The 19,572-nt window shown below is 39.6% G+C and carries 16 protein-coding genes, 1 rRNA gene and 1 other annotated feature (1 of these 18 only partly in view); of the genes, 14 read left to right on the top strand and 3 right to left on the bottom strand.

Annotated features, from left to right (window positions below):
* Positions 1 to 7 precede the first annotated feature (7 nt).
* From srlE to guaB, 13 genes are all read left to right on the top strand, one after another.
* Positions 8 to 1,003 carry a PTS glucitol/sorbitol transporter subunit IIB gene (srlE, locus tag IGJ90_RS13760; protein WP_002355982.1) on the top strand — a complete coding sequence of 332 codons (996 nt, stop codon included), beginning with the start codon at positions 8 to 10 and terminating at the stop codon, positions 1,001 to 1,003.
* 23 nt (positions 1,004 to 1,026) lie between these two features.
* Positions 1,027 to 1,383 carry a PTS glucitol/sorbitol transporter subunit IIA gene (locus tag IGJ90_RS13755; protein WP_002355981.1) on the top strand — a complete coding sequence of 119 codons (357 nt, stop codon included), beginning with the start codon at positions 1,027 to 1,029 and terminating at the stop codon, positions 1,381 to 1,383.
* A gap of 27 nt (positions 1,384 to 1,410) precedes the next feature.
* Positions 1,411 to 2,088 (top strand): fructose-6-phosphate aldolase, encoded by a 678-nt coding sequence (locus IGJ90_RS13750; RefSeq protein ID WP_002367532.1) that lies wholly within the window; start codon positions 1,411 to 1,413, stop codon positions 2,086 to 2,088.
* Positions 2,089 to 2,288: 200 nt separating this feature from the next.
* On the top strand, positions 2,289 to 4,061 hold the full coding sequence (locus IGJ90_RS13745) for an oleate hydratase (protein ID WP_002367530.1): 1,773 nt from the start codon (positions 2,289 to 2,291) through the stop codon (positions 4,059 to 4,061).
* 410 nt (positions 4,062 to 4,471) lie between these two features.
* Positions 4,472 to 5,458, top strand: a complete 987-nt coding sequence (locus tag IGJ90_RS13740; protein ID WP_438768290.1) for a DUF3114 domain-containing protein — start codon at positions 4,472 to 4,474, stop codon at positions 5,456 to 5,458.
* Positions 5,459 to 5,705: 247 nt separating this feature from the next.
* Entirely contained in the window at positions 5,706 to 6,422 is a 717-nt protein-coding gene (gene rsmG / locus IGJ90_RS13735) for a 16S rRNA (guanine(527)-N(7))-methyltransferase RsmG (protein ID WP_002355977.1), read from the top strand.
* 15 nt (positions 6,423 to 6,437) lie between these two features.
* A complete protein-coding gene (locus IGJ90_RS13730) occupies positions 6,438 to 7,199 on the top strand; it encodes a ParA family protein (RefSeq protein ID WP_002355976.1) in 762 nt (253 codons plus the stop codon).
* A complete protein-coding gene (locus IGJ90_RS13725; protein WP_002355975.1) occupies positions 7,192 to 8,082 on the top strand; it encodes a ParB/RepB/Spo0J family partition protein in 891 nt (296 codons plus the stop codon). The genes IGJ90_RS13730 and IGJ90_RS13725 overlap by 8 nt, the downstream gene beginning before the upstream one ends.
* 117 nt (positions 8,083 to 8,199) lie before the next feature.
* Entirely contained in the window at positions 8,200 to 8,385 is a 186-nt protein-coding gene (locus IGJ90_RS13720; RefSeq protein ID WP_002355974.1) for a DUF951 domain-containing protein, read from the top strand.
* 56 nt (positions 8,386 to 8,441) lie between these two features.
* On the top strand, positions 8,442 to 9,557 hold the full coding sequence (gene ychF / locus IGJ90_RS13715; protein ID WP_002355971.1) for a redox-regulated ATPase YchF: 1,116 nt from the start codon (positions 8,442 to 8,444) through the stop codon (positions 9,555 to 9,557).
* A 109-nt stretch (positions 9,558 to 9,666) separates the two neighbouring features.
* Entirely contained in the window at positions 9,667 to 10,356 is a 690-nt protein-coding gene (locus IGJ90_RS13710; RefSeq protein WP_002367527.1) for a DUF1129 domain-containing protein, read from the top strand.
* A 166-nt stretch (positions 10,357 to 10,522) separates the two neighbouring features.
* Positions 10,523 to 12,205, top strand: a complete 1,683-nt coding sequence (locus IGJ90_RS13705; RefSeq protein WP_002367526.1) for a 6-pyruvoyl-tetrahydropterin synthase-related protein — start codon at positions 10,523 to 10,525, stop codon at positions 12,203 to 12,205.
* A gap of 157 nt (positions 12,206 to 12,362) precedes the next feature.
* Entirely contained in the window at positions 12,363 to 13,844 is a 1,482-nt protein-coding gene (gene guaB, locus IGJ90_RS13700) for an IMP dehydrogenase (RefSeq protein WP_002355966.1), read from the top strand.
* Between the two features lie 168 nt (positions 13,845 to 14,012).
* On the opposite strand, the gene serS is transcribed toward guaB, so the two are convergent.
* The 3 genes from serS to IGJ90_RS13685 form a co-directional block, all read right to left on the bottom strand.
* Positions 14,013 to 15,284, bottom strand: coding sequence for a serine--tRNA ligase (serS, locus tag IGJ90_RS13695; RefSeq protein WP_002367525.1), 1,272 nt, complete (start codon positions 15,282 to 15,284; stop codon positions 14,013 to 14,015).
* Between the two features lie 87 nt (positions 15,285 to 15,371).
* Positions 15,372 to 15,578 (bottom strand) — a binding site (T-box leader).
* A gap of 40 nt (positions 15,579 to 15,618) precedes the next feature.
* On the bottom strand, positions 15,619 to 16,800 hold the full coding sequence (locus tag IGJ90_RS13690) for a sensor histidine kinase (protein WP_002363566.1): 1,182 nt from the start codon (positions 16,798 to 16,800) through the stop codon (positions 15,619 to 15,621).
* A complete protein-coding gene (locus IGJ90_RS13685) occupies positions 16,790 to 17,479 on the bottom strand; it encodes a response regulator transcription factor (protein WP_002355963.1) in 690 nt (229 codons plus the stop codon). The genes IGJ90_RS13690 and IGJ90_RS13685 overlap by 11 nt, the downstream gene beginning before the upstream one ends.
* A gap of 665 nt (positions 17,480 to 18,144) precedes the next feature.
* Between IGJ90_RS13685 and IGJ90_RS13680 the strand changes: the two genes are divergently transcribed.
* Positions 18,145 to 19,572 (top strand): 16S ribosomal RNA (locus tag IGJ90_RS13680) (it continues 133 nt past the right edge of the window).

Genomic DNA, 19,572 nt, shown 5'->3' with positions numbered 1-19,572 from the left:
AGGTGAGATGACGTACAATAGTATTAAGGTAGTTAAAGGAAATGGCGGTTATGGTGGGCCCTTAGTGATTACACCGACAGAAGAAAAACATAAATTTATTTACATTACAGGTGGCGGCGAGAAACCCGCAATCGTTGATAAAATCGTAGAATTGACAGGAATGGAAGCGGTCAATGGTTTTAAGACATCGATTCCAGATGATGAAATCGCATTAGCCATTATTGATTGTGGAGGCACTCTTCGTTGCGGAATTTATCCTAAAAAAGGAATTCCTACTATTAACGTTGTTCCAACTGGCAAAAGTGGTCCCTTAGCACAATACATTAATGAGACAATTTATGTTTCCGCTGTAGGCCCGAAACAGATTACATTGACATCAGAAGAAGCTGCTGCTGATACAGAAAAGCCCACCTCGAAAAAAACAGAATTTAAATATGATACAAGTAAAAAAATTACTGAACAAAAAGCGGAACAACAAAGTTTTGTTGCGAAAATTGGTATGGGTGCAGGAAAAGTTGTAGCGACATTCAACCAATCAGCCCGTGAAGGCGTACAAACGATGATCAACACAGTGATTCCGTTTATGGCATTTGTTTCTTTATTAATTGGTGTGATTCAAGGTTCAGGAATTGGTGAATTTTTTGCCAATATCATGGCGCCATTGGCAGGAAACATTGTGGGGTTAACAATTATTGGTTTTATTTGTTCTCTGCCGTTTCTTTCTCCTTTATTAGGTCCTGGAGCAGTAATCAGCCAAGTAATTGGTACGTTAATTGGTGTGGAAATTGGGAAAGGCAACATTCCGCCACAACTAGCTTTACCAGCATTGTTTGCTATTAATACACAAAACGCGTGCGACTTTATTCCCGTGGGCTTAGGCTTGGAAGAAGCTGAAGCTGAAACCGTTGAAGTCGGGGTCCCTTCTGTTTTATATTCTCGTTTCTTAAATGGTGCCCCTCGAGTACTAGTTGCTTGGTTAGCAAGTTTTGGATTGTATAGTTAAAAATTTTTTTTGGAGGATGGGAAATGTCAGTATTTACAACAAAGGTTCAGTCTATTGGACCAGAAGCCGAATTATTTAAAGAAGAAAAAATGGTCATCTTATTTGGAAAAGATGCACCAGATGCTTTAGCAGATTATTGTTATAACATTGAGGTTCAGCCAGTCACAGAAGCGATTACGGACAAGCAAACGTTAGTGATTGATGAACAAACTTACCAGATTACCGCTGTAGGCGAGGTAGTATTAACTAATTTAGACACATTGGGTCACATTACTATTAAATTTGATGGCGCAACAACACCTGAATTACCAGGTACATTATATGTTGAAGAAAAAGCTATTCCTGAAATAACTGTTGGTACAACAATCACTATTCTATAATTATCGTTTAAGGGAGGAACGTAAAAGATGGAATTTATGCTAGATACAATTAATCTTGAGGCTATTCGAAAGTATCAGAAAATTTTACCACTGGCAGGCGTAACGTCTAATCCCAGTATTGTTAAGCAAGCAGGAAAAATTGACTTCTTTGCGCAGATGAAAGAAATCAAAAAAACGATTGGACAAGCGAGTTTGCACGTCCAAGTGGTCGGTCAAACGACAGAAGAGATGCTAGAAGATGCCCAAACCATTGTACAACAATTAGGCCAAGAAACATTCATTAAAATCCCAGTCAATGAAGCAGGCTTGGCAGCCATCAAACAACTTAAGCAGGCAAATTATCGGATAACAGCAACCGCTATTTATACAGAATTTCAAGGTTATCTAGCGATTGCGGCAGGTGCAGATTATTTAGCGCCGTATTATAATAGGATGGAGAATTTAACAATTGATTCTCAAAAGGTTATTGAGCATTTAGCTGCAGAAATTAAACGGACGAACGCAAAGAGTAAGATCTTAGCTGCTAGTTTTAAAAACGTGGCACAAGTTAATCAAGCCTGTCAAATGGGGGCGCAAGCGGTCACTATCGCACCAGAACTCGTGACACAAGGCTTGGCAATGCCCGCCATTCAAAAAGCAGTAACTGATTTTCAGGAAGATTGGGTTGCTGTTTTTGGAGTAGAAACGGTAAAAGAATTAACATAAAAAGAACGAGAAGAAAAAGCGGCCATTTTTCTTCTCGTTCTTTTTTTGTTTCACATGAAACATCTACGATTATTCACTTGCTCAAAAATTAGACAATTTCCTTTATTTGTCAAAGAATTTCTTAAAAAAAAGGGTTATCTTTTGGGTATTTTTTTTGGTAGCAGTATGATGAGGGTATCAAATGATAGGAGGAAACGAGAATGAGATACACAAATGGAAATTATGAAGCATTTGCTCGACCAAGAAAACCAAAAGGTGTAGATGACAAGAGTGCCTACATCGTTGGTGGTGGCCTAGCAGGTTTAGCAACGGCTGTTTTCTTAATTCGTGACGGTCAAATGAAGGGCGAAAATATTCACATTTTTGAAGAACTTACGCTGTCTGGCGGTTCTTTAGATGGTAAATTTATTCCCCATGATGGCTTTGTCACTCGCGGCGGACGCGAAATGGAAAACCATTTCGAGTGTTTGTGGGATCTATTTCGTTCGGTACCATCATTAGAAGTAGAAGATGCCTCTGTCCTAGATGAGTTTTACCGGTTAGATTTAGATGATCCGAATTCTTCCAATTGCCGCATTATTCATAACCGTGGCGAACGTGTCCCAGATGATGGACAATTTACTTTATCCAAAAAAGCACAAAAAGAAATCGTTGATTTATTTATGACTTCTGAAGATCAATTAATTGGCAAAAAAATTGAAGATGTTTTCGGCGAAGAATTTTTTGAATCCAACTTTTGGATCTATTGGTGTTCAATGTTTGCTTTTGAAAAATGGCACTCTGCCATTGAAATGCGCCGTTACATCATGCGCTTTATCCACCACATCAAAGGTTTGCCTGACTTTACAGCCTTGAAGTTTACCAAATACAATCAATACGAATCGTTAGTGAAACCATTACTAAGCTTTTTAACCAATCAAGGGGTAGACTTTCAATATGAAACAACAATCAATGATATCCAAGTCGACATCAAAGGAGCTACTAAAGTTGCTCGGCGATTATTGTTGACACAAGCGGGCAAAACCAAAGAAATTCCTTTAACTGAAAATGATTTAGTCTTCGTAACGAATGGCTCAATTACTGAAAGTTCGACGCAAGGAGATCATCATACACCAGCACCAATTACTCATGAACTAGGGGGAAGTTGGAATCTCTGGAAAAACTTAGCAAAACAATCCCCAGAATTTGGACACCCAGAAGTTTTCTGTGAAAATTTACCAGATGAAAGTTGGTTTGTCTCAGCAACGATTACGTGGGAAAATTTCGATATTGAACCGTATCTTTCTCGGTTAACACATCGTAAATTACGCACAGGAAAAATTGTCACAGGTGGTATTATTACTATCAAAGACTCTAATTGGATGATGAGTTTCGCTATGCATAGACAACCGCATTTTAAAGAACAAAATGATCAACAATCTATAACTTGGGTATATGGATTGCTTTCTAATAAACCAGGAAATTATATCAAAAAACCAATCGAACAATGTACAGGCCGAGAAATTACGCAAGAGTTACTTTATCATTTAGGGGTCCCAGAAGGGGAAATTGAACGTATTTCAGAAGAATCGGCTACCACTATTCCGGTGTATATGCCGTTTATCACTTCTTACTTTATGTTAAGAGAACCAGGCGATCGACCATTAGTTGTACCAAACGGCTCTAAAAATCTTGCTTTCATTGGGAACTTCGCAGATACTGAACGAGATACGGTGTTTACAACAGAGTATTCTGTACGGACAGCGATGGAAGCTGTTTATCAATTGCTAGAGGTTGAACGCGGAGTACCAGAAGTGTTTGCTTCTGCATACGACTTGCGTGTCTTAGCAAACTCTGTTTATTATTTATCTGACAAGAAAAAATTAACAGAAATGGATATGCCGTTCGTGGAACGCAAAATGGTTGAACACTTTGTGAAGAAATTTGAGGATACGTATATTGGTGATATTTTAAGAGAAAATCATTTAATTTAGTTGAAAAAGCGAGTGTAAATCACTCGCTTTTTTGGTTGTTTTATTAACCGTTGAATAAATATTCATTATTGTGTATATTTCTTTTGTGATTTTATGGATATTAAATATATAATATGCTGAATGGGAGTAGCCAGTGGGCAACTTCGCAAAAAAATCTTAATTTCTGAAGAGACTTTTTCAAAATTTTGTTGAAAAGAAGGCGCATTTTTACCATAGTTTCTTCACATTTAACGGCTATTATTTAAATATACCCGATAAACAAAACCCTAACAAAACACTTTTTCATTTTTTAACTCCTCCGCCCGCCCTTCCCCAAAGGGCGGGTTGTTTTTTTGCGTTAAAGCAGTTGGCATTTTGTGGGGAAAGGATTATCATTATAGAAGAAGTATATAGAAAAAGGCGGCGAGAAGATGGGACGTTGGCAAGAATTACAACAAGCAATGAGCGCTGGTGTAGAGGCGGCGATTGACGCTGGCTGGGACCGCCAAGCTGTTTATGGATTAGTGGAAAGCGCCATAAAAGACACGCGTTTCTTGCCACTTGAGCAAGCGAAAACAGCAGTCGCGGAACTGTTTTCTGAAGTGGAAGAAGTGGGCTCTTCAGCGTATGAGCGATTATTTCGCTTTTCGGCTTATCGTCCGCAAGAAAAGCTCTCGTTACTGTTATGGCAATTAGGTGCAGTGTTGGATCAGCATGGCATGTTGCAATTAGTAGGACCTTATCGTTTCTCGAAGACGATTGCACCGCATGCGACGTTTTGGCATTTGTTGGCAAAAACAGTTCAAAAAGCCTATCCGTTAGGTCTTCTTGGGAGCTTTAACCAAGAGAAAGCGAAAAAGATACATCAATTAAGAATGTATATTGATCGTCAAAATATCACGTATATCCGCGATTTTTTTAAACAAGAAGGGGACACCGATGAACAGGCATTAAAACGCTATGTTTTTGCGGCTAAGCCGCAAGGGATGGGCGGGCGGAAGCTGAAAAAAAGCTCTGCTCGTTTGCACAACAAATACCCTGAGGGGGCATGCTATTCTTTAATTAATAAGAAACGATTGACGCCTAATTTTCACAGTGAGTTTATTTTGAATGAAGAAGGGACCTTTGTAACCCAGTGGGATGTGTTAGTTGAAGACTGGCGAGGCAGATTAATTAGTAATCCAGCTTATTATCAAGCGGCCAAAAACAATGAATACCAGGAAAAAGTCTTGAATGGTGAATCGTTTAATTATGCAAATCGGAATAATCGTACCCATGAATTACTAGATAGTTCACCACCAGGGAGATTTGATCATCAATTACGAAAAACAGCCAAAAAAGGTTGGTTAAGTCCCCGTATCCAAGAATACGACTACCGCAGAGAACGACAAATAAAGTGCGATGATTATAGTAAGTAAAACAAGCCAATGTTTCACATGAAACATTGGCTTGTTTTACTCTTAGAGAAAGGCGGTTTTCGTTGCCGCCAATTGAACATTTTGGCCCGTGGCTAGAGACTTTTTACCACATAAAAAGGCGGATTTTTCTTTTATCATTCAGGCAAAAATCTTCCGAAAAGCATTGCAAGAAATTGCTATTTGCGTTAAAGTAGGAAAAGATGATTGTGAAACATTTTTCTGTTTCACAAAAAAGGAAGGAGTCTTTATGCTACCCGAAGAATTTAGACAACTATTAGCCGCAAAAGGCATTGAATTGACAGACCAACAGATGACACAATTTGACCAATATTTCCATTTACTAGTAGAATGGAATGAAAAAATGAATTTAACAGCCATTACAGAAGAAAAAGAAGTTTATTTGAAACATTTCTATGATTCTGTTTCGTTGGCATTCTTTGAAGACTTTGCCAGTGACAAAGCCATTTGTGATGTTGGCGCAGGCGCAGGATTTCCAAGTATTCCTTTGAAAATTGTTTTTCCTTCATTAAATGTCACAATTGTTGACTCTTTAAATAAACGAATTACTTTCCTAACAGAGTTGGTGAATCAACTAGGTTTGGCTAATGTTTCTTTGTATCATGATCGTGCAGAAACATTTGGTCAAAAAGCAGAATTTCGTGGCGCGTTTGATTACGTTACAGCGCGAGCAGTTGCACGATTAAATGTTTTAAGTGAACTGTGTTTACCCTTAGTTAAAAAAGAAGGCTATTTTTTAGCCTTAAAAGCATCGAAAAGTGAAGAAGAAATTAATGAAGCAAAACCTGCAATCGCTACATTAGGCGGTCAATTTCAAAAAGAAGTTGGTTTTACTTTGCCGATTACGGCAGACGAACGCCACATTGTCGTGATTCAAAAGAAAAAAGAAACCCCTAAAAAATATCCCAGAAAACCTGGATTACCAAATAAACAACCGATTAAATAAGATGGAGGCACACACATGACACGAATTATTTCTGTAGCGAACCAAAAAGGCGGCGTTGGTAAAACAACGACCACTGTAAATTTAGGCGCATGTTTAGCAAACTTAGGCAAAAAAGTCTTACTGATCGACATTGATGCACAAGGAAATGCTACCAGTGGCATGGGTGTCCCTAAACCAGATGTCGCACACGATGTGTATGATGTCCTTGTAAATGAAGAACCAATCACTAGCGTGGTTCAACATACCAGCCGTGAAAATTTAGATATTGTCCCTGCAACTATTCAATTAGCAGGCGCTGAAATTGAGTTAACTTCAATGATGGCTCGAGAATCGCGCTTGAAATTAGCAATTGATGAAGTAAGAGACATGTATGATTTCGTTTTAATTGATTGCCCGCCTTCTCTAGGGCATTTAACAATCAATGCTTTTACAGCAAGTGATTCGATTCTAATTCCTGTTCAATGTGAATATTACGCATTAGAAGGCTTGAGTCAATTGCTAAATACGATTCGCTTGGTTCAAAAACATTTTAACCCTGAATTGAAAATTGAAGGGGTCTTGTTAACCATGTACGATGCTCGGACCAATTTAGGTGCCGAAGTCGTTGAAGAAGTCCGTAAATATTTCCGTGAAAAAGTCTATGACACGATTATTCCAAGAAATGTCCGTTTATCCGAAGCACCAAGTCATGGTTTACCAATCATTGACTATGATATTCGCTCAAAAGGTGCCGAAGTGTATCAAGCACTAGCAAAGGAAGTGTTGGAGAATGAATAAAGGCAAAGGTTTAGGCAGAGGCATCGATGCCTTGTTTCAAGATATCGCAAAGCTAGAAGATGTCGACGTTAAGAACGAACAAGTGACAGAAATTCTATTAAACGAACTTCGTCCCAATCCTTACCAACCGCGGAAAACATTTGATGAAACCTCTTTACAAGAACTTGCAAACTCGATTCTACATTCCGGTGTGTTTCAACCGATTATTGTCCGTAAATCGGCAGTTAAAGGCTATGAAATTATTGCAGGTGAGCGTCGGTTCCGGGCTTCTAAATTAGCCGGCAAAGAAAAAATTCCCGCAATTATTCGCGAATTTGATGAAGAATCCATGATGCAAGTTGCTGTTTTGGAAAACTTACAAAGGGAAGATTTAAATCCGCTAGAAGAAGCAGAAGCCTATGAAATGTTAATGAAAAATTTGAAATTAACACAAGCGGAAGTCGCAGAACGTTTGGGCAAAAGTCGCCCGTATATTGCCAATTATTTACGGTTGCTAACCTTACCAGATGCGGTCAAAGCAATGGTTCAAAAACAAAGCATGTCAATGGGTCAAGCACGGACGTTATTAGGCTTGAAGAACAAAGAACAGCTATTGCCATTAGCTAATCGTTGTATTAAAGACAATTTAACGGTTCGACAATTAGAACAACTTGTCGCTGAATTAAACGAAACACAAGGCAAAAAGGGCAAAAAAGCGAAAAAAGCCATCAAAGAAAAACCCATTTATATTCGTGAAAGTGAAGACCGTCTAATGGATAAATTTGGGACAACTGTAGCAATTCAAGAAAAAGAAGGCAAAGGAAAAATTGAAATTGAGTACTTGTCCTCTTCGGATTTGGCTAGAATTTTAGATATTTTAGATATTCATTTTGACGAGGAATAAAAAGCAAAGTGAGAAAGTAAGACAGAAAGTCACAAATCCTTTTGCTAGTTTCGGTAAAAAATGGTATTGTAATCATGGTATTTTTATATAAGTAAGAGAAGAAAGAAGGCTTGGAACATGTATGATTTAGGCGATATTGTCGAAATGAAAAAGCCGCATGCTTGCCAAGCAAATCGTTGGCAAATCATTCGCATGGGCGCTGATATCAAAATCAAGTGCACGAATTGCGGGCATATTGTCATGATGCCGCGTCGTGATTTTACTAAAAAATTAAAAAAAGTAATCGAGAAAAAAGCAGACTAATGCTTTGATGCCTCTAATAGAAAAGAGAATAGACTGAGAGAAAGAGTGGAAAACAAATGGCACTAACAGCTGGAATTGTCGGCTTACCAAACGTTGGTAAATCGACCCTATTTAACGCAATTACAAAAGCAGGAGCAGAAGCTGCAAATTATCCCTTTGCAACGATTGATCCGAACGTCGGCATGGTTGAAGTACCAGATGCCCGTTTACAACGCTTGACAGAACTAGTAAAACCGAAAAAAACAGTTCCCACAACGTTTGAATTTACAGACATCGCCGGAATTGTTAAAGGTGCCAGCAAAGGAGAAGGGCTGGGAAATCAGTTTTTAAGTCACATTCGTCAAGTAGATGCAATCTGTCACGTGGTTCGTTGTTTTGATGACGAAAATATCATGCGTGAACAAAATCGAGATGCGGATTTCGTTGATCCTTTAGCAGACATTGATACAATTAATTTAGAGCTAATTTTAGCAGATTTAGATTCAATCAATAAGCGCTATACTCGCGTGGCTAAAATGGCGAAAGCAAAAGATAAAGAAGCGGTGGAAGAATTAGCTGTTTTAGACAAAATTAAACCAGTTTTAGAAGAAGGTTTATCTGCTCGTACGATTGAATTTACGCCAGAAGAAGAGAAAATTGTTAAATCTCTTTTCTTATTAACCACAAAGCCGGTCCTTTATGTAGCAAATGTTTCAGAAGATGAAGTGGCGGATCCAGACAACAATGAGTATGTACAACAAGTTCGTAATTTTGCAACCAGTGAAAATGCGGAAGTAATCGTAGTTAGTGCGCGAGCAGAAGAAGAAATTGCTGAATTGGATTCTGAAGAAGACAAGGCTGAATTTTTAGAAGCAATGGGCATTGAACAATCTGGCTTAGATCAATTGATTCGTGCGGCGTACGATTTGTTAGGCTTAGCTACCTACTTTACAGCTGGTGAACAAGAAGTTCGTGCGTGGACGTTCCGTAAGGGAATCAAGGCACCTCAAGCAGCTGGGATTATCCACAGTGACTTTGAACGAGGCTTCATTCGTGCGGAAACAGTTTCTTATGAAGACCTAGATAAATATGGCAATATGCAAGCTGCCAAAGAAGCGGGCCGTGTTCGTTTAGAAGGAAAAGACTACGTCGTTCAAGATGGCGATGTTATGTTGTTCCGTTTTAACGTTTAAAAAAAATGTGCCCAACAAGCAATTTGTTTTGGGGTAAGCCCACATATTTAAGGCCATTCAGCCGTTTAGAAAGAGGTTCCCTCTACATGAGGGTGAGGAGGATACAACTATGGAAGCAGAAGCATTACGAGCAATCGTGGCTGAGAATCGTCAATTAGAACAGAATTTGACTAAAAGAAATGAACAATACATTTTTGACTTAAAAAAATCATTAAAAGCGGCTAATTTATCTGAAGAAGAACTAGCATTGGCTCTACACGGTATTTTACCAGAATTAGTAGCCGGTCAAAAAACAGGCAAAACAGCCCGTCAGTTATTCGGCACTGTTTCAGAACGGACGGAATCAATTTTAAATAAACCAGCAGAAGTCAAAGAACCAGCGGGCTGGATGATTTGGCTCGACAATACCTTACTATTACTTGGTTTATTAACAATCATGTTAGCGGCGATGTCTCTATTTTCAAAAGGAACCGCACAACCTCTCGGATTAACCACATATATCTTAGGTGCGATGGCTGGGGGTTATGTTTTCTATCTAATGCACAAATATGTTTACCGTTTTGATCGTCAAGGTGGCGACAAAAGCAAACGTCCTGGTTGGTTAAAAACGACCGCCATTCTATTTGGTGGGATGTTCTTGTGGATTGCAGTTTTCGCTGGTTCAGCGATGCTGCCACCAGTGATCAATCCCATTTTAGATCCGATGATTGCTTTAGTAATCGGTGCGTTAGCCTTTGTAGCACGCTATTTCTTCAAGAAAAAATACAATATTCAAGGTAGTTTCATGACACGTCAATAAACGGCGCGCGCTCAATTGTGAATGCGCTCGGCTGACGCAGAAACTGCAACAAGCAAAGTCGCTCTCTCAATAGAGCGTTTTAACAGTTAAAGCCTGGGGGATTAGTCGAAAAAACTAGTGTCCCAGGCTTCTGTTTTCAGAAGTTTGCTAAAGAAAGGAGCCTCTTATGGGACAACAAGTGAAGTCTTGGTGCCGTCAACACGAGCGGCTACTCATTTTTATTAGTTTTCTCTTATTAAGTGGACTTTCTCTCTATTTTGTCTATTTTCAAGAGAATTTTTTACGAGCAAGTGATTTCCGCTTTCATCAAAATCGGGTGGAAGGTCTCGCATTAGCAATTAAAAACAACGACTGGTTTCCTAAAATCAATTATTTTTTCTTGGGAGGCTATGGCTATGCTTCTAGTTTGTTTTATCCAGATGCGTATCTTTATTTACCTGCGCTTTTGCGTGTTCTGGGGCTTTCCTTTGTCGCTAGTATGGCGATTTTTGTGTTTGCGGTAAACTTGGTAACATTTAGTCTTACTTATTATGCAGGCCGATTAATGGCGCTCTCTAAAAAAAGAAGCTATCTCTTTGCCATTTTGTATGGCTTATCTATTTACCGCATGCAAGACTTGTTTAATCGCCAAGCGTTAGGAGAATTTTTGGCGCTAAGTTTTTTTCCGTTGGTTTTAGCGAGCCTGTTTTTATTACGAAAGGGAACCACGAAATGTTGGCCGTTATTAACGCTGGCGATGACTGGGATTGGGTTGGCTCACTTTATTTCTATTGAAATGGTTTCTATTTGGATTGGGTTATACATTCTGTTTTATTGGCAGCAGTTTTTTAAAAAGGAGGTCCTGTGGGCATTAGCGAAGGCTGCAGGTCTGACACTGCTTTGGCTGGCCTTTTATCTTTTACCAGTTGCTGAACAAATGAAAAATCAAGTGTTTAAAGTTACGTCCAATCCACTCACTTATATTTCCGAAAGAAGTTATCCTATTGTTTCTCTTTTCATTAATAGTTTAAAGAGCAGTGTTTTTCACGCGAAAACAGCGAATCTAGGAACCCTTTTGTTTGTGGGGCTTGTTGTAGCAGTGGTTTCGCTTGCCAGCAAAAAAATTCAGAACAAACGGTTTATTGGTTTGATGCTGGTACTCTTATTGATGGTTACCACGCTTTTTCCTTGGCACTTGCTGAACCACACGCCTTTAAATACGATTCAGTTTCCTTGGCGGTTTTTAGGGATTCTTTCTGTAATGCTCGCTTTTTTCATTGCACAAGACGAATGGGGCGTTTTCCGTAAATCTTGGACCGTGGCTTTGTTGGTTTTCCTTGCCGTCAGCAATTTAGGCATTTATCAATATCAAAGTATTCAGTCACAACAAGGCCGCCTGTTAACAAAAGCTGAGTATGAGCAGCCAGCGCCTTTTTATATCGGTGCGGGCCATGAATATTTGCCAGATGAAATCAATTATCAGGAATTATTGAAACAGAAAAAACGACAACTTGATTATTCGGCAGAACAAGTAACCATTACAAATGTTAGAATGCCTTATGGGAAAATTTCATTTGACTACCAAGTGGTGAAGCAATCAGCGAAGGTGACCGTTCCTTTTATTTATTACTTAGGCTATCAAGCCACGATTCAAATGAAAAACCAAACGGGCGCTAAAAAAATGAGCCTAACCAATCAAGGAGGCTTAGCCGCTCTTTCTTTATCTGGTACAGGACATGTCGACATCCGTTACCAAAGAACAAAAGTGCAAAAAATAGGGACAATGATTACCTTGCTTTCTGTCGGTGGTTTTGGATTTAGCCGATTTTTACAACAAAAAAAGAAACACAAGATAAAAGAACAACGATGAAAGTAGGACCTTAATTAGGAAGAGTTGAATAGAGGACAAACCGATTTCGGCATTTTGTCCTTTATTCCTCATTGATTATTTAAACAAATCTAGTTGACTTCCTTAGTATTATCTGTTATTTTCATATATAAAATTAAGTTGAGGAGTGGACAAAAAAATGTCAAATTGGGAAACAAAATTTGCGAAAAAAGGTCTTACATTTGATGATGTGCTATTAATCCCTGCAGAAAGCCATGTCTTACCAAATGATGTAGACATGAGTGTACAATTAGCTAAAAATATCAAGTTAAATATTCCATTGATGAGTGCCAGTATGGATACTGTTACAGATAGTAATATGGCAATTGCGATGGCTCGTCAAGGTGGACTAGGTGTCGTACATAAAAATATGACTGTCGCCCAACAAGCAGACGAAGTACGTAAAGTCAAACGTTCTGAAAGCGGCGTTATCATTGATCCATTCTTTCTAACACCAACAAACTTAGTAGCGGATGCAGAAGAATTAATGAGTCGTTACCGTATTAGCGGTGTGCCAATTGTAGAAACAATGGAAAACCGTAAATTAGTCGGAATTATTACAAACCGTGATATGCGTTTTGTAACGGACTACCAAATCAAAATTGAAGAAGTCATGACAAAAGATCATTTAGTCACTGCGCCAGTTGGCACATCTTTAAAAGATGCAGAAAAAATCTTACAAAAACATAAAATCGAAAAATTACCAATCGTTGATGAAGCAGGTCGCTTAAGTGGCTTAATTACAATTAAAGATATTGAAAAAGTGATTGAATTCCCAAATGCTGCCAAAGACGAACACGGTCGTTTACTTGTGGCGGCAGCAGTCGGTGTCACTAGTGATACGTTCGAACGTGCGGAAGCATTATTAGAAGCAGGTGCCGATGCGATTGTTATCGATACTGCACATGGCCATAGTGCCGGCGTTATTCGCAAAATTAAAGAAATTCGTGAAACGTTCCCTGAAGCAACATTAATTGCTGGTAATGTTGCCACTGCTGAAGCAACCAAAGCATTGTATGATGTCGGCGTTGACGTTGTCAAAGTTGGTATTGGACCTGGTTCAATTTGTACAACACGTGTCGTTGCTGGTGTTGGTGTTCCTCAATTAACAGCGATTTATGATGCTGCTTCTGTAGCTAGAGAATATGGTAAAGCAATTATCGCTGATGGCGGTATTAAATATTCTGGTGATATCGTGAAAGCCTTAGCTGCTGGTGGACATGCTGTAATGCTAGGAAGTATGTTAGCAGGTACAGATGAATCTCCAGGCGAATTTGAAATTTATCAAGGTCGTCGTTTCAAAACTTACCGTGGCATGGGCTCATTGGGTGCAATGGAAAAAGGATCAAGTGATCGTTACTTCCAAGGAAGTGTCAATGAAGCAAACAAATTAGTGCCAGAAGGAATCGAAGGACGTGTCGCTTACAAAGGAAGCGTTTCTGATATTGTCTTCCAATTAATCGGTGGCTTGAAATCAGGGATGGGTTACGTCGGTGCAGCAGACCTGAAAGCGTTGCGTGAAGAAGCACAATTTGTTCAAATGAGCGGTAACGGATTGAAAGAATCACATCCACATGACGTTCAAATCACAAAAGAAGCACCAAACTATTCTGTTCAATAAAATAAAAACTGATTTTTTTGAAATTTAAAAGAGGCAGACGTCATTTCGACGTCTGCCTCTTTTTCTGTAGAATGAAGGAGTTGCTTCTGTTTCCGCCGTTTATCAGGCTCCTTTTCCTATAGAATAAAAGCCGTTATCTGATATCAGACAACGACCTTCATCTTCCCTTTATTTAATAACTGTTAGGTTACCCATGTAAGGAACTAGGACTTCTGGTACAGTCACAGAGCCATCTTCGTTTTGGTAGTTTTCTAAAATAGCAGCAACTGTCCGTCCCACGGCTAAACCAGAACCATTGAGTGTATGCGTATATTGGACTTTATCATTTTCATCACGGTAACGAATCATCGCACGGCGCGCTTGGAAATCTTCACAGTTTGAGCATGAACTGATTTCACGGTATGTCTCTTGAGCAGGAATCCAAACTTCCAAGTCATAAGTTTTCGCAGCTGAGAAGCCCATGTCACCTGTTGAAAGAGCCATGACACGGTAAGGTAATCCTAGTTTTTGTAGAATTTCTTCGGCATTATTCGTCATTTTTTCTAATTCCTCATAAGAATGCTCTGCATCACTAAATTTAACCATTTCGACTTTATTAAATTGGTGTAAACGAATTAACCCACGTGTGTCACGACCAGCGCTACCAGCTTCAGAACGGAAAGAAGGGCTCAAGGCCGTAAAGTAAATCGGTAAATCCTTGCCATCTAAAATTTCATTGTTGTAGTAATTAGTTAAAGGAACTTCCGCCGTTGGGATTAACGTTAAATCCGTATCTTGTAATTGGAAGACATCTTCTTTAAATTTAGGAAATTGGCCAGTCCCGAACATGGCGGTGTCATTAACGATATAAGGCGTAATCATTTCTGTATAGCCATGTTCATAAACATGTAAATCTAACATGAAGTTGTATAACGCACGTTCTAAGCGAGCACCTAAGCCTTTGTAATAAACAAAACGGCTACCAGCTACTTTGGCACCACGTTCAAAATCTAGAATGCCTAAGTTTTCAGCGACTTCCCAGTGTGGTTTTGGTTCAAAAGCAAAAGTTCTTGGTTCACTCCAACGACGTACTTCTACATTTTCTTCTTCACCAGCACCAACAGGCACAGAATCATCTGGCAAGTTCGGTAAAGTAGTTGTGATCCCACGTAGCTCTTCGTCAATAGCGTTAATTTCTGCATCTAACGCTTTAATATTGCCGCCGACTTCTTTCATTTCCGCGATTTTGGCCGTTGCATCTTCTTTGTTTCGTTTTAATTGAGCAATTTCAGCAGACACATCATTCCGGTATTTTTTCATTTCTTCGACTTTGACTAATAAATCACGGCGACTTTCATCTAAACGCAGAAATTCCACTAAGATTTCTTCTTTCACGCCACGTGTTTGTAGCTTTGCTTTTACTTCGTCAAAATTTTGACGCATCATTTTTACATCTAACATATTTTTTCCTCCTTAAAATTAGTACATAATCAATAATAACTGTTGTAGAAAACAACAAAAAAGCCATCTCACCCCAAAAATAAATATTCTTGGGACGAAATGACTGGAAATCTCGCGGTACCACCCAAGTTCAGTAATGTTACTGCCCTTGATTTGCAGATAACGGCTGCAGACCGTTCCAACTTATTTCGCTGGACACCTGGAAGAGACGGACTTCTTTATAGATGAATGTTTGCTCGCACCCCCGCAAACTCTCTGGAATTCAGTGCCATAAATACTTTTTCTCTTAGTTTTCTCTTTTCTATAGAATACCGAAAAAGTTCAGGGATGTCAATTAACTCTCTGATTTCTTGTTGGTACGCTGTAAGGGTAGATGAATAATAAAGGAAGTCCACTTTTGATCAGACTTCGCATAAATATATCCACCATGTAAAGCAACAATACTTTGTGCAATAGCCAGACCTAAACCAGTACCCCCCGTTTCTTGTGATCGGGATTCTTCGACACGATAGAAGCGGTCAAACAACTGATCTAAAGAATGTTTAGGAATAGCTGGTCCATCATTGCGAACAGCGATAATTGCTTCGGTGCCGACTTTGTCTACTTCCATCACAATATGATGGCCACCTTTGCCATATTTCAAAGCGTTTGAAAGAAGGTTGTTAAAGACTCGGACTAATTTTTCCGTATCGCCTTCCATCATTAAAGAAGCTGGATTGGCTTTTACTTGGATTTGCATATTAATCTTTTTCGCTTCCAATTCAAAATCGGCAGCAAGCTGTTCAATTAATTGTGCCATATCAAAAGTCGTCGTATGAATCGGTACACTTGGTTGACGGACTTTTGTATATTCAAAAAGATCATCAACTAATAATTTCATTTGTTTCGCTTTGACGTAAGCGGTATGCGTATATTTCAGTAAATCTTCTTGGCTATGAAATTGACGATCTTCAATCAATCCCAGATAACCAATAATAGAAGTTAACGGTGTCCGAATATCATGACTGACATTCGTAATTAATTCATCTTTTGATTTTTCAATTCGCCGTTCATCTTCAATGGCTGCGACAGTACTATCCACCAGACCGTTAATACTCGTCACGACTTTTGCTAAATCACCACTTAATTCAAACGGAATGCGGTGATTGTAATTACCATCAGCGATGTAATGTAACTCACTGATAATATGACGCAATTGCATTTGATGGTAGCGACGAATTAAGCGCCAATAGAGAACAGCTGCATCTACTAAAAAGAAAATGGGTAAGACAAATTTATTCCAGCTCCAAAACAAATCAGTATTTAATTCTTTAGCGACCGCATCCTTAGTGGCCCAGATGACACCAGCTAAGGGCGAGTTTTCACTAAGTAGTTGTCCTAAAAGGAACATAATTGAGACATTTAATAGTAGTAATAAAACAATTGTCACAATTGCTTCTGCTAATAACTCGCTGATTTCTTTAGAAGTTAAGGTAATTCGTTTTTGTTTTTCAATCTTTTTAGGTTTAACGAGCATCGATCTTATATCCAACTCCCCACACTGTTTGAATGACTTTTTCTCCACCAGTTGCTTCTTCAATTTTATCTCTTAAATGACTGACGTGAACCATCACGGTTTTAGCAGAAACAATACTTTCTTGTTGCCACACACGCTCAAAAATTTCATCCGCACTAAACACACGATTTGGATGACTAGCTAATAGATAGAGGATACCAAACTCAAGAGCGGTTAATTGAATTTCTTTTCCTTCTATTGTTTTGACTTCGTGAGAGTCCTTATTAATCATTAATGGGCCGACTTCTAATTCATCGGGTTCTTCTTTGGTTAATTGCATTTGGCTTCTACGTAAAATAGACTTTACCCGAGCCATTACTTCTAAAGGATTAAAAGGCTTGGTGACATAATCGTCTGCACCAGCAACTAAGCCTTTGATTTTATCCATATCGGTTGTTTTTGCTGTTAACATAATAATTGGAATTTGCGATTCTTTTCGAAGTTCTTTTACTACTTCCATTCCATCCATGATTGGCATCATAATGTCCAAGATTAATAAATCGATATCTGGTGTTGTGTGCAATTTGGATAATGCTTCTTTTCCATCATAAGCTTTCACGACTTCGTATCCTTCATTATGAATATAAATACTCAATAGTTCTACAATTTCTTTATCATCATCTGCAACTAAAATTTTCATAAGCGTTCATTTCCTCCATATATAAAAAATCTCTTTTCCATATTTTAACAAATAATTGCTAAAAAGGACAAAATCCTTGATATATTACGATAAATTTAGAAGATTTTGCTAAAAGTTAATAAACTATAGCCAAAAAAGGATGAAAGGGGGTAAAAAACGAACGAAAATACCTATACCAATCATAATAATCGGTATTGAAAAAAAGTTTAAAAAAAGTGAAAATAATGATTGACCAATGCTTGAAATCTTGGTATATTATTACATGTCGCAAGGCGAGTCACACATCTGAGCGATTCAGAAATCAATAATTAAATAACAATTCTTGATTTCAAATCTCTCGAAAAAAGTTTGAAAAAACAACAAAAAAGTTGTTGACAAATAACAAACGAGATGATAAGATATAGAAGTTGTCACAACAGACAACAACAACCGAGCAAAACAACTTAAAAAACTTTTTTAAAAAAGTTCTTGACATTCAAACGAAAGTTTGTTATGATATAAAAGTTGCTGCGAGGTAACGTAGACCTTTGAAAACTGAACAAAGAATAGACGAACCAAATGTGTAGGGCGTCTTGATTCAATTCAAGACAACAAACATTTTTAACAAGCAAGCAATATGCTAGCAAACAAATTGAGCTTAACAATCGCAAGATTGTTCTAACTTTTATTATGAGAGTTTGATCCTGGCTCAGGACGAACGCTGGCGGCGTGCCTAATACATGCAAGTCGAACGCTTCTTTCCTCCCGAGTGCTTGCACTCAATTGGAAAGAGGAGTGGCGGACGGGTGAGTAACACGTGGGTAACCTACCCATCAGAGGGGGATAACACTTGGAAACAGGTGCTAATACCGCATAACAGTTTATGCCGCATGGCATAAGAGTGAAAGGCGCTTTCGGGTGTCGCTGATGGATGGACCCGCGGTGCATTAGCTAGTTGGTGAGGTAACGGCTCACCAAGGCCACGATGCATAGCCGACCTGAGAGGGTGATCGGCCACACTGGGACTGAGACACGGCCCAGACTCCTACGGGAGGCAGCAGTAGGGAATCTTCGGCAATGGACGAAAGTCTGACCGAGCAACGCCGCGTGAGTGAAGAAGGTTTTCGGATCGTAAAACTCTGTTGTTAGAGAAGAACAAGGACGTTAGTAACTGAACGTCCCCTGACGGTATCTAACCAGAAAGCCACGGCTAACTACGTGCCAGCAGCCGCGGTAATACGTAGGTGGCAAGCGTTGTCCGGATTTATTGGGCGTAAAGCGAGCGCAGGCGGTTTCTTAAGTCTGATGTGAAAGCCCCCGGCTCAACCGGGGAGGGTCATTGGAAACTGGGAGACTTGAGTGCAGAAGAGGAGAGTGGAATTCCATGTGTAGCGGTGAAATGCGTAGATATATGGAGGAACACCAGTGGCGAAGGCGGCTCTCTGGTCTGTAACTGACGCTGAGGCTCGAAAGCGTGGGGAGCAAACAGGATTAGATACCCTGGTAGTCCACGCCGTAAACGATGAGTGCTAAGTGTTGGAGGGTTTCCGCCCTTCAGTGCTGCAGCAAACGCATTAAGCACTCCGCCTGGGGAGTACGACCGCAAGGTTGAAACTCAAAGGAATTGACGGGGGCCCGCACAAGCGGTGGAGCATGTGGTTTAATTCGAAGCAACGCGAAGAACCTTACCAGGTCTTGACATCCTTTGACCACTCTAGAGATAGAGCTTTCCCTTCGGGGACAAAGTGACAGGTGGTGCATGGTTGTCGTCAGCTCGTGTCGTGAGATGTTGGGTTAAGTCCCGCAACGAGCGCAACCCTTATTGTTAGTTGCCATCATTTAGTTGGGCACTCTAGCGAGACTGCCGGTGACAAACCGGAGGAAGGTGGGGATGACGTCAAATCATCATGCCCCTTATGACCTGGGCTACACACGTGCTACAATGGGAAGTACAACGAGTCGCTAGACCGCGAGGTCATGCAAATCTCTTAAAGCTTCTCTCAGTTCGGATTGCAGGCTGCAACTCGCCTGCATGAAGCCGGAATCGCTAGTAATCGCGGATCAGCACGCCGCGGTGAATACGTTCCCGGGCCTTGTACACACCGCCCGTCACA

It is taken from the genome of Enterococcus sp. AZ129 (assembly GCF_051714505.1).
Classification (GTDB): Bacteria; Bacillota; Bacilli; order Lactobacillales; family Enterococcaceae; genus Enterococcus; species Enterococcus faecalis.
The sequence above is the reverse complement of the archived record's forward strand: the minus strand, read 5'-3'. Positions and strand labels throughout refer to the sequence as shown.